A 10,711-nucleotide genomic window follows, 5' to 3' on the forward strand; every position below is an offset into this window, starting at 1 on the left:
GAGGATTATCGGTCAGGGTGGGGGAAGTTTCAATGAGCGGTGTGGCGTATTTTTAGGTTACCGTATACACGTCAAAGGACATCTTTAACCGCCGAAATGCCCTTCTTCCGTTTAAAGCGATCAGAAGTTTACCATGAGATGAGGGGACGACAGCGTTGCGACAAAATCGACCATGACCTGTCCTCATATCCTTCACTAGAACTATTTGCATGAAGTGCCTATTATGATATCATTTCCGTTAGTTTTACCGAGTTTCGTGAGTTGTGAAAGGATGAATTTTATGCTCTCCCCAAGAGGTCAAGTCCTTGATTCTTCACCCTGATTTAAGAATTCGTCAATTCGCCGTACAGTACTTTAAAGACAGCCAATACAAGGATCCTGATCTTATGCCCCTTGTGTTGGAAGCTTGTAATCTGGCAATCGATGAGAAGCAAAACCGTCTTATGTTGGCATACGCAGCTGAATTTACTCAGACTCGGGAAACTCTGGAGGAGATTGTCAAACGAATTTTAGACCGTGGGCCGGCTCGGGATTGTTACGAAAAAATGCTTGTTAACAGTGAGATACAACTGCTGAAACAGTTTCCAAATCGGATAGCGGACCTGTTGCCGCCCTTTCAGAAAGCAGTTCGGCTGCGCCTGGAACTGGCGGATTGGTGTACGGACAAGCTATGGCAAGAACTTTTTGAGTTGAGTAAAAGGGCTGAAGGAAAATATTGTAACGAGTTTGACTACAACTATGGAGTTTACGTTGTCAAAGAACTTGCTGTTCGTTCGGATCTTCCCGTTGAAGAAATCGTTGAGCGACTCGATCAGTTCTATCCGGAAGATTATGAAGGGTATGCTGACATTTATTTGTGTATCTTGGCTGGAGATCTCCGTTTGCAAAAAGCAATTCCTGCCTTGACTAACTATCTCCGCTCAGAAGGGGACCTGATAGTTGAGGAAGCGGTGAAAGCTATGATCAAGATCGGAACTGAAGAGGTCGTAACTGGAATACGCAAAACTTTTTTGAAGGAAGAGTGGGATTTTCGCCTATTTTCGACCGACATTTTGAGTGGAATCAAACTTCCGGTTTGCGAAGCAGCGGTTATCGAACTGATGTCGCAAGAAGAGGATTTGTCCATCCGTACACGACTAGCCGACAGTCTGTGTCAATTGTTGTCTGTCAAAGGGATTCCTTTTGTTGAAGAAATGATAGACGGCGGGTATGATCGTTCGTTGCTTAGTTCAGAAGAATCTCTTTATGTCAATTGTACGATTAACGGTGTGGATCTGCCCGAATTAGAAACTTGGAGAGCTCAGCTTGATGCGGAGGAAGAAGAGAGACGGAAGACAGTAGAATCGTTCAATCACTTATTTTTAAATAACCGGATGATTTCCGCCGAAAACTTCTCAACCAATCGTCAAAGGGCCGAAAATAGGAAGAAATGATCCTTGCCCTTGCAGCAGCGGGAAAAAATATAAAAAATGTTGTGGAAAATAAAAAGACCGGCGTGGAAGGTTGAAGTACGATGAATCGAGAGGAATTGAAACGTAAAGTTCGGGGCACAGCGGAAACGATTATTCGAGAAAAAGGATATGTCAGTGCGGTAGATTTGTTTATTCGCATGGACAAGCTGTCTGTGAAAAAATTATGAAGCATGGCGGAGACGTGAAATTCCCTACCTGGAACGGGTAATGGTTGGAAATCTGAGTAAATTCTCTGTCATTATGAAAGAGTTTGTTTCCTATTGCACCAGTCGAGGATTTAAGCCTTCTTTGGCGGTGTATATGTCTTGGGGAAAAGGACCTAAGGTTCCATTGCAATTCAGCAAATCCGGACGTGTGCATATTGAACGGACTCTGGACAAGCACCTTTCCGGCGGCGACTACGGTTTCATCGATGATTACCTGAGCTGGTTTTGGAATTATCGCTTACGAATAAACGGAAACGGGAAGGTGATCGGTAAATGAACAATAGAAATCGATATCTGCGAGCCGCCCAAAATTTTGCCAATAAGGCGAAAAACCTGACGTCTGTTCAGGAGGTTGTTTTGTGCGGTTCGATGGCCAGCGGCGATCCGTACCCGGAAGATATCGATTTGGCCGTTGTGCTGTCTCATCTGGACGAACTTCCGCAGCTTGCCCGATACTGCAGACAAATTTCGTCCACGACTCATGCGTGGGAAGTATTTGTGTTCGATAACGGCCGAAAGTACCTGGGTCGCATATGTCATAAAAGGGAATGTCCCGGACCCTATCCCTGCAATGCTAAAGACTGTGGCAAAACGCCTCGTTTGTACCATATCTGGGGATTTCGTTTTGATCCGACTCAATTTCTTGCTCCCGAACTGAAGGTTCTGTGGAACAGAAATCAAGAAAGCGTTCTGCTGAGCTGGCGAAAAGAACTGAACTTGAAAGCGCCCCGGGTCAAAACATATCAGCCGATCCGGTTAAAATGTTGGGAGTGCGGGGCAAGGTTCATCTTTGAACCGTCGGAGCAAAAGTATTTTGAAAAACGGGGCTGGGAGGAGCCGAAACGTTGTCCCTCCTGCCGGGAGAAAAAGTGGTTTCGCAACATGGGGATTGATCCTGACTTGACATGGGAAGACTAGGACGAAAAATGGTTTTTTAGTTCACCCTGACTTCAACTTGTTCAAACGGAATGCGGCGCTTAGAGTCCACGACCCGGAGAGGGAAGAGAAAATTGGGCGATATATTGGTACCTAAAGACGCAAGGCAGTGATCGGAATACGCCAGAGCGGCAAGATGGATTAGTCGAGTTATCAAGACATCCAATACAACCAAAGCTATGAATATGCCTATAAGATTTGATGAAGCCCGAGATCATGCAACCCCACCCCGTTATCGTTTTAATAGAAGTAACGACGAAGAGAGATACAAAACACCTGTTGCCTAACTTTTCTGTGGCAACAATGCTACACTGGTATCATCCAGCCCGGGGACAGGCCCCTGAAACATTTGGAGGGATTGCTTTGATGCCGTTTGAATTGAAGCGAGCCAACTTGTTGTCTCACCTGACGTTTGACAGTTTGATTGTGGAGTCCGGGAACCGTTTCGCCTATGCTGCTGCACGCGATCGGAAATGAGATCCGGTCGAATCATCCAGAGTGGAACATCCTTTATATTACGGCAGATCAATTCAGAACCCGCTTCTTGGATGCCATTGCGAGCAACCAGTGCCGGGAGTTTGAACAAAGTGTGGAATCTGTCGATGTGCTGCTGTTTGACGACTTGGACCGGTTGTCCGGGCAATATCAGACACAAGAAGGGCTGTTTACAACGTTCAACCATTTGTATTCAATTGGCAAACAGTTAGTCATTGCTTCCCTCTATCCGCCAAAAGAATTATCCGCCTTTGATGAACGTCTGAAGTCTCGCATGTCCTGGGGACTCCACACTGATATCGTGGCATCTTCCCCTGAACAAATCATCGAAAAATATTGCGAGAAGGAACAAATCGGGCTGTCTTCCGATCAGATTCAAGGGATTCTGCAACAGGATTATCAAAGCACGGGGGAATTGATAGCAGCAGTTCGCCAATTGGCGGCGTTTGGACGTTGCGAGGACAAGCCTTTGTCAAATACCGGGAAGGAAGCAAGCGGCACACGGATTCCGGATGATCTGTGGCAAAAGGTTTTATCAGCTCTTGTAACCTCTTTGAGCCAGTCGTCTTTTGCAACCTGGTTTCAAGGCACAAACGCCATTTTGTTCGGGGACAGCTTGAAAATTATCGTGGGCAATGACTTTCAGGCCGATTGGCTCCAGAGCAGGTATAAGAGAGTAATAACGGATATGGTTCGGCAACTTACAGGGCGGGAAATCAATCTTCTGTTTGCGGTGGACAAACAAACTGAGGTGAAACGGTCTGTACCGGTTTCCGGGGAGGTCGGTTGTAATAAGGTGGAACTCGATTCCGTCATGAAAACTTTTCATGAACTGAAAGAACTCAAGCAATTAATCAAAGAATCACTGTCTGAATTAAAGAAAACCAACGATCTGCTTCAAGAAATCAGGCATAGCCTGTAGTGTTTCCGGCGCCCTGAATTCGCCGGATCGATTCAAAGAAGAACCGAACAGTTAACTAACTTATTTTAATAGGTCTGGACGGTATTTTTCCCTATTTTCTTGCAGTAGCTTTTTAGCGTCTTCTATCCACTCTAACTTTGTAAATCTAATACCTTTACTCATGTAAGTCTTGAGTCTCCCGTCGGATGCACACTTTCGAGCGTAATTATAGGAAATGCCCAACAATTTGGCGGCCTCATGTAAGTCCAGCCAACCTTTTTCTTTCATTTCAGAAACATATGCAGTTGTCCAAGTTCTCCCCCTGCGTACCAGACCCCCCAGACCCCCATGTTTCCTTAATTCCTTGGGAACCAAATCAGCTTTTTTGGCGTGTTCAACACCAATGGGCATTACATTTTCTCTAAACCATCTTGAACGGAGTTTACCTTTCTTTTTGCATATTTGCTCTGATCTTATGAGCCACCAACGGAACACCCATGGGTATACCGAACTCCATTTTATACTCCTTGAGCCCGGAATAGCCATGTTTATGTTGCAGGTGACTACTGGTCAGGCTGTCCAGCTTCACTTTGCACAAGGGACATATTACATACGTGTCGAAAATAATTTCATCCTTAAAGGGCTCCCTTTCCGTGTTCCCCCTATCTTTATCCCCTCTTGCCATAGTTGGTAACCGTAAATCACAACGGACATGAGGACTAAGTCAAGATAAATATTCCAACGGCTGCGATTTACAAACTCATACAATCCTAACGATTCAAACCAACGACTCACAGGGAACATTAAAATGAAATCAGCGACAATGTTGGTCAGCAAGTACAACAAAAAACGGCCATAAGTAAAATAAAAAATCCAAATTGTAACGACTAAGAACGCTCCATAGACAAAGGGAACGAAAGTTATCAGCCAGGGAACTATATTTTCCTTAATCACTATCCACCTTAACGTGTCAGCCACTTCGTTGTAAATGGTGCATAACAACATGCTGTTCCATCAGTGCTGGAAAAGTACATGAAAAAAGGATGCATTTCACGAATGCATCCTTTTTTAATATCAAAATTATACTCAGTTTATTCAGGCATGTTACCTACCGTTGGATCCGGTGTAAAGGCAGGTTTAAAACCTTCATATTGAACTTCTGTCACCATTCCGGCTGCAGCATGATGCAAGTCATGGCAATGGAACATCCAATTTCCTTCATTATCTGCTTGGAACGCGACTTCATACTCCTCTCCTGGTCGAACATTTAAGGTATCTTTAAGGAGAGATGACCCCTGTAGAGGTTTCCCGTTTTTCGTCAGGACTTGGAAGAAGTGGCCGTGTAAATGCATAGGGTGATCCGACGTTCCTTTGTTAACAAACTTAACCTTTATCCAGTCTCCTTTTTTAACTGTGAGCGGTTGGATATTAGGGAATGTTGCTCCATTAATAGTATAGATATCCTCACCGGATTGATTCTTGGAGTTGTTCAGTTCCATCGTGTATTCCAAATTATATTTTTGTTCGGAAGACGGTTGGACTTTCTGTCCATAGGCAGTAATGTCTACAACAGGAAGTTCACCATTGTGATTATGCGCTATAGTCGTACTGTTTTTACCTTCCAAGACTTTAACAGGAATTTGAATATCGCCTGCTGCAGGAGAATCAGCATGATCATCAATTAAGAACCCGTTCACCGTTGCAGTGAATTCCAATTCATAACGTTCACCTGGAGCAATAGCGACTAACTGATCAGTTATTAACGCGGCCTCTTGAATGGGCTGACCATCCGTATGGGTAATTTTAAAAGGTTGATTATTTAAGTGTATTTTATGCGTTTGGAACCCGGCGTTTATCAAACGGAGTTTTACACGTTCCCCTGCTTTAACTTCAATTGGCTGAATTAATTTCCCCGCAGCTCCGTTAACCGTGAACACATTGTACATCTCTTTCATCATATCCTCATGGGATTCTTCCTTTTTGTCTGAAGATGCTTGGGTGTTTGCTCCCATGTTGCCGTGATTCATACCCGACATATTGTTATTATTTTCACTCATTTTACTGTGATCCATTCCGGACATGTTACTGTTGTTCATATTTATCTTGCTATGATCCATCCCTGTCATCCATTCATCTAACACAAGAGTTACGTCACGATCGTATTTAACATTCGATTGTTTCGGTTCCACAACGAAAGCCCCATACAATCCTTTGTCCACTTGTTCAGCACTCTTTTGATGGGAATGATACCAGTACGTTCCCGGAGTTGTGACTGGGAACTCATATGTGAAAGATTCGCCGGATTTTACTGCGTTTTGAGTAACTCCAGGGATACCGTCCATTGCATTCGGAACGGGTAGGCCATGCCAATGAATGCTCACAGGTTCAGGAAGTTTGTTTTTGAGAGTGATTCGAACCTTGTCACCTTCCGTTACACGAATTTGGGTACCCGGAACACTTCCGCCAAATGTCCAAGCATCGACACTGGTACCGTCTTTTAGTTCAATTTTCTTGCTTTCAGCGGTAATTTCAAACTGTTTAACAGTCTGACCGTTTTCCTGAACAACTGTGGGCTGAGCCGTGGTTTGTTTGTTGGTTCCAGATAGGAAAGAACCGCTGAAGTAGTAGATCCCGCCAGCAATGACCAGTACTCCTGTAAGAACTCCTATAATCAACTTGGATCGTTTGTTCATTTGTTTGACCTCCATGTTGTGTTATCTGATCTTAGTGTAAAAAAGAATTGTGGAGGTTTGATGAAGATAAACGTGAAAATAGACTTGTTTTCTTGTTATTACCATAGGGGGGTATTGTATATAATGAAACTAAGGATTATTTTGGTAAAGGAATCAATGATAATTTTGAAAAGGAGTTGTAAAAGAGAAATGTTTAGATATCTCCTTATTTTAAGCACGTTATTGCTTTATATTTCAGTTGGAGCGGCGTATTTCGATGAATGGTGGCATGCAGATGGACGGGTTGAGAGTTTCTTTACGATACCCCATGCTATTTTATACTCAAGCATTTTTACAAACGGAATTATTGTCTTGGGTTATGTTTTGTTTCAGATGAAAAAATTGGACGGTTTGCACCGGCTGAGTTGCGAAGTGGCTTTCCGCTAGCTCTAGCGGGTACAGGTTCTTTATTACAATTGATTGCGGGTGGTTTCGATATGCTCTATCACGATCTGGTCGGATTTGATGTAACCATTTGGAGTCCACCTCACTTGATGGCGGTTTTTGGAGGAGTGCTGTCTGCACTGGGATTGGCTCAACTGTGGCTGCATCAGAAGGAAACCATTGAGTCGATAATTGGTTATGCCTTTAGTGTGGCAGCTGCTTTTGCATTTAGCCAGTTTGCATTGTCGGAGTATTTTCTTGAAGGACCTCACTTCCCGGGTCGATTTGCAACCCAGCCTGCTTATTATGCGATTTTAACAAGTCTCTTTATGGGCTTTCTATTAACAACAGCGATTGTCCAAACGAGGAAGTTAATTGCTACATCGATTATGACTATCGCTTTTGGTTTTCAAGTTATTGTGTGGGCTTTATGGGCACCAACAACCCACGGTTTTGACTTTTCGTTTCCATTTATCATGTTTGTGGGATCTATCTTGCTTGATTTACTGATAGCTCGTAGGTATTCAGATACCGCTATTTTCAATGGGAGTATGTTAAACGGGCTTCTATTTTCAATAATTGTTTCGTTAACAGTGGGTTCTTTGAATAGTAGCCAGATTTTCTTCTCTTTGGCAGGAAGTATAGCAGCGAGCTTACTGGGGGTCCTGTTAGCCAAATTTGTAGTAAGAGGAGGCCAAGCACATGTTTAAGAAGATTGCTCTAACGTGTATTTTCATATTTTTATGGATGTTTCCAAAACAGGCATTTGCACATGGGGATTCGGCATCTACCGCCCCTGACATGCATCCTCTGTTGGTCGGACTCGAATTTATCGTACTTGTAAGTATCGGGTACTTCGTGGCAAATCGATTGTCGAGAATCGGTGATAAAAGACGGTGATATGAGCCAAATCCCATTTTGGAACTCAACTGGAAATTGAAGAACGTATTAAATTTAAATAGTCTAAAAATTGACAATAAGCTGAGAAAAATGTACCCGGGTCTTTCACGAGGTGTTCACAAGAAGATTCCTAATCCCGCGTATGATACTAGGTACAATCAAGACCTTTTTCCAAATTCGATTATTATCGAGGTTGGCGGGCCTGAGAATACTCTTAAGGAGACTTTTTACACCGCTGATATGTTGGCTAACGTCATTGCTGAAGTTGCGAAGGATGAAGAGAAGTCCAGCAAGTAAGCAGTGTTTTGAATTCGTTCTTAATTTCTTTAGTAGGGGATTTGTGTATTCTTCATTAAAAGTACACATTTTTGTTTTATCTTGTTTTTTAGAGAGGAGCGAAGTGTCGTGGAGGAAAGAGATCCGTTTTCTAGCGTGTTAAAAGCTTTAGCTATTACTTTCGTTATCCTCATTGGGATCATTTTCTACGTGATCTTCGCAGGGAACCGAATGCACAACATGAACAATATGTAGGGAGGGTAAGTCCATTATGAAAAAGGGAATTTCTTTAATGTTGGCTACCTTTCTCGCAGCAGGAATACTTACAGCATGCTCGAGCAGCAATGATCAAAAAATGAATGATCAAAACATGCCAGGCATGGATCACAGCAAGATGCAGAATGACAAAAAGTAAGAAGTAAGCCCACACCTGAAGTGTGGGCTTTTGTGCAAACGGTTCAGGGGGGAAAAGATGGAGTGGACTGAGCTGTATCGATGGTATTCACAATTTGCAAACTCACTAGCGGAACCCATATACAAATTATCTGACGGCGTTAACATACCTATTCTGGTCGCTTTATTGTTGGGATTGGCCGGTGCAACAGCCCCCTGTCAGATCTCAACCAACATCGGAGCTTTCGGATATATCGCTCGGTATACGGGGAATAGTGAAGTGACCTTCAATCAGGCATTAGGATTTGTGGCGGGCAAGGTGTTGACTTATACACTACTTGGTGGCAGTGTCATTTTACTTGGTACACAAATGCAGGAGATCTCACAAAATTTGATTCCTGTTATCGAAGTGATTCGAAAAGGCATGGGACCAATTTTCATCTTAAGCGGACTCGTGATGTTAGGAGTATTCAGGTTTAGAAAAACAGTGGGGGAAGCAATTAAGGACAGGCTCCTAAAAGTTGTACCTAAACAGGGAATTTGGGGATCTTTTTTCTTGGGATTCGTATTTGCGCTGGCTTTTTGCCCAACTTTGTTCCTCCTATTCTTTGGAATGTTGGTTCCTCTCGGAATCCGCTCAACAGGCGGCATGTTCTTTCCGGCTGTGTTCGGGATAGGGACTGCACTTCCGCTTCTTTTTCTGGTTTTTTTGCTCGCTTTATTTGGAGATGCGATTCAGAAAAATTTCGTTAAAAAAGCAGGGAAAATAAATCGGGTAGTTACAAAGATTGTGGCAGTGATTTTTATTTTCCTTGGAATCAATGACACTTTCCTGTATTGGACTTTGTAGAAGGGAAAGAAATGAAACGCACAAAATCAATCACATTATATGCTGGGATCCTGTTTGGGGGACTGCTTGTGTTGGCAGTTACTGCAGGATTACAAAATTCAGACAGAGTGGAAAAGGTGACAAACTCATCTTCAGATTCTCAAAATAAGGAGCAGCAACCTCAAGTTGCTTCTTTACCCCGTCCGGGATATAATGCTCCCGATTTTACTTTGACAGATCTAAATGGGCAGCAAGTGAAACTAAGTGAGCTGAAGGGTAAAAAAATTCTAATCAATTTCTGGGCATCCTGGTGTCCGCCTTGCAAAGCCGAGATGCCGGATTTGGTCGAGATGAGCCAAAAATACAAGGATCAAATAGCTTTCTATGGAGTAAATTTGACTGTAACGGACAATGAAGAAGATGCCAAAAATTTTGTTCGAGAGTACAAAATACAGTTTCCGACTCTCATGGATCGTGACGGTCGCGTTGGTAAACAGTATCAGGTAATGGCCATTCCGGTTACTATAACGATTGACGAGAATGGAATGATCGTGGATCGTCGTGACGGTCAATTGTCCAAAGCGGGTATGGCAGGCATTATTGGCAAACTTTTGGAGAGATAACCATGGCATTATTCGATACTAATATTAAATTGGGATTGTTGACAATCTCCTCGTCGTGGGTTGGGATGCTTACCGCGTTAAGTTTGGCGTTATGGCTGATCAAACGGGAAGTGAACCGGATTGGTTTTAACGGTGCTAAAATTTCAGATGCGATTTTTGACAGTATCTTTTACGGCCCCCTTCAGATTCTATTAGGAGGCTTTATTCCTTACGCTTCTTGGATTGGTTGGGGGATTGGGATTGGATATTTTGTAATGAGATTCCGAAAACATCCGATGTTCTGCTTCCCGCAGTATTATCCGGATGGAGCGTCTACTCACTATTGGTAGCCGACTATGGAACAAGGACTGATCTGATATGGGGAGCCGGGCTTTCTGACGGTAAGTATCATCCGATCAATATGTATTATGCTTTTTTGTTTGCGGTCAGCTGGTGGATTCTTGTCAAAAGAATTCCTCAGCAGTGGGGATTCTTGTTGTGTGCATTGTTGGCAGTTTCTACCCTGAAAATATCCGAGGCAGGGAGTACCTCTAAAGGCAATAGGAAACTAAACCCAGTGAAGCT

The 10,711-nt window shown here is 43.2% G+C and carries 16 protein-coding genes and 1 pseudogene; 14 read left to right on the forward strand and 3 right to left on the reverse strand.

Translation table 11 applies throughout. From position 1 onward, the window contains the following. Positions 1-305 precede the first annotated feature (305 nt). The 6 genes and pseudogenes from ACFO8Q_RS08325 (at position 306) to ACFO8Q_RS08350 (ending at position 4,031) form a co-directional block, all read left to right on the forward strand. Complete coding sequence (locus tag ACFO8Q_RS08325; RefSeq protein WP_380025312.1) at positions 306-1,433, forward strand: HEAT repeat domain-containing protein; 1,128 nt, start codon at positions 306-308, stop codon at positions 1,431-1,433. Continuing rightward, positions 1,396-1,485, forward strand: a pseudogene (locus ACFO8Q_RS08330) (SEC-C metal-binding domain-containing protein); the annotation flags it as partial. The gene ACFO8Q_RS08325 and the pseudogene ACFO8Q_RS08330, both read left to right, overlap by 38 nt. Before the next feature lie 28 nt (positions 1,486-1,513). Further along, the gene (locus ACFO8Q_RS08335; RefSeq protein ID WP_380025313.1) at positions 1,514-1,639 is read left to right on the forward strand and encodes a hypothetical protein; all 126 of its coding nucleotides are present in this window, start codon (positions 1,514-1,516) and stop codon (positions 1,637-1,639) included. A gap of 133 nt (positions 1,640-1,772) precedes the next feature. Further along, positions 1,773-1,955, forward strand: coding sequence for a hypothetical protein (locus tag ACFO8Q_RS08340; protein ID WP_380025314.1), 183 nt, complete (start codon positions 1,773-1,775; stop codon positions 1,953-1,955). Continuing rightward, positions 1,952-2,596: a zinc-ribbon domain containing protein gene (locus tag ACFO8Q_RS08345; RefSeq protein ID WP_380025315.1), complete on the forward strand. Its 645-nt coding sequence runs from the start codon at positions 1,952-1,954 to the stop codon at positions 2,594-2,596. Before ACFO8Q_RS08340 ends, ACFO8Q_RS08345 begins: the two co-directional genes overlap by 4 nt. 469 nt (positions 2,597-3,065) lie before the next feature. Next, the gene (locus tag ACFO8Q_RS08350; protein WP_380025316.1) at positions 3,066-4,031 is read left to right on the forward strand and encodes a DnaA/Hda family protein; all 966 of its coding nucleotides are present in this window, start codon (positions 3,066-3,068) and stop codon (positions 4,029-4,031) included. Positions 4,032-4,091: 60 nt separating this feature from the next. On the opposite strand, the gene ACFO8Q_RS08355 is transcribed toward ACFO8Q_RS08350, so the two are convergent. From ACFO8Q_RS08355 to ACFO8Q_RS08365, 3 genes are all read right to left on the reverse strand, one after another. Continuing rightward, positions 4,092-4,421 (reverse strand): hypothetical protein, encoded by a 330-nt coding sequence (locus tag ACFO8Q_RS08355; RefSeq protein ID WP_380025317.1) that lies wholly within the window; start codon positions 4,419-4,421, stop codon positions 4,092-4,094. Positions 4,422-4,452: 31 nt separating this feature from the next. Further along, positions 4,453-4,695 carry a MucR family transcriptional regulator gene (locus tag ACFO8Q_RS08360; protein ID WP_380025318.1) on the reverse strand — a complete coding sequence of 81 codons (243 nt, stop codon included), beginning with the start codon at positions 4,693-4,695 and terminating at the stop codon, positions 4,453-4,455. A gap of 406 nt (positions 4,696-5,101) precedes the next feature. Further along, a complete protein-coding gene (locus ACFO8Q_RS08365) occupies positions 5,102-6,703 on the reverse strand; it encodes a multicopper oxidase family protein (protein ID WP_380025319.1) in 1,602 nt (533 codons plus the stop codon). Positions 6,704-6,892: 189 nt separating this feature from the next. On the opposite strand from ACFO8Q_RS08365, the gene ACFO8Q_RS08370 reads away from it, so the two are divergent. The 8 genes from ACFO8Q_RS08370 (at position 6,893) to ACFO8Q_RS08405 (ending at position 10,476) form a co-directional block, all read left to right on the forward strand. Further along, positions 6,893-7,129, forward strand: a complete 237-nt coding sequence (locus tag ACFO8Q_RS08370) for a hypothetical protein (protein ID WP_380025320.1) — start codon at positions 6,893-6,895, stop codon at positions 7,127-7,129. A gap of 50 nt (positions 7,130-7,179) precedes the next feature. After that, positions 7,180-7,836, forward strand: coding sequence for a hypothetical protein (locus tag ACFO8Q_RS08375; RefSeq protein ID WP_380025321.1), 657 nt, complete (start codon positions 7,180-7,182; stop codon positions 7,834-7,836). Continuing rightward, positions 7,829-8,026, forward strand: a complete 198-nt coding sequence (locus tag ACFO8Q_RS08380; RefSeq protein ID WP_380025322.1) for a hypothetical protein — start codon at positions 7,829-7,831, stop codon at positions 8,024-8,026. The genes ACFO8Q_RS08375 and ACFO8Q_RS08380 overlap by 8 nt, the downstream gene beginning before the upstream one ends. Positions 8,027-8,062: 36 nt before the next feature. After that, the gene (locus ACFO8Q_RS08385; RefSeq protein ID WP_380025327.1) at positions 8,063-8,323 is read left to right on the forward strand and encodes a stage II sporulation protein P; all 261 of its coding nucleotides are present in this window, start codon (positions 8,063-8,065) and stop codon (positions 8,321-8,323) included. Between the two features lie 250 nt (positions 8,324-8,573). Continuing rightward, positions 8,574-8,717: a hypothetical protein gene (locus tag ACFO8Q_RS08390; protein WP_380025323.1), complete on the forward strand. Its 144-nt coding sequence runs from the start codon at positions 8,574-8,576 to the stop codon at positions 8,715-8,717. A gap of 57 nt (positions 8,718-8,774) precedes the next feature. Beyond that, on the forward strand, positions 8,775-9,545 hold the full coding sequence (locus ACFO8Q_RS08395; RefSeq protein WP_380025324.1) for an urease accessory protein UreH domain-containing protein: 771 nt from the start codon (positions 8,775-8,777) through the stop codon (positions 9,543-9,545). A gap of 11 nt (positions 9,546-9,556) precedes the next feature. Further along, positions 9,557-10,147 (forward strand): TlpA family protein disulfide reductase, encoded by a 591-nt coding sequence (locus tag ACFO8Q_RS08400; RefSeq protein WP_380025325.1) that lies wholly within the window; start codon positions 9,557-9,559, stop codon positions 10,145-10,147. 2 nt (positions 10,148-10,149) lie between these two features. Further along, entirely contained in the window at positions 10,150-10,476 is a 327-nt protein-coding gene (locus tag ACFO8Q_RS08405; RefSeq protein WP_380025326.1) for a hypothetical protein, read from the forward strand. Positions 10,477-10,711: the final 235 nt, after the last annotated feature.

Origin of the sequence: Effusibacillus consociatus (genome assembly GCF_042652925.1) — a bacterium.
GTDB classification, from domain to species: Bacteria; Bacillota; Bacilli; order Tumebacillales; family Effusibacillaceae; genus Effusibacillus; species Effusibacillus consociatus.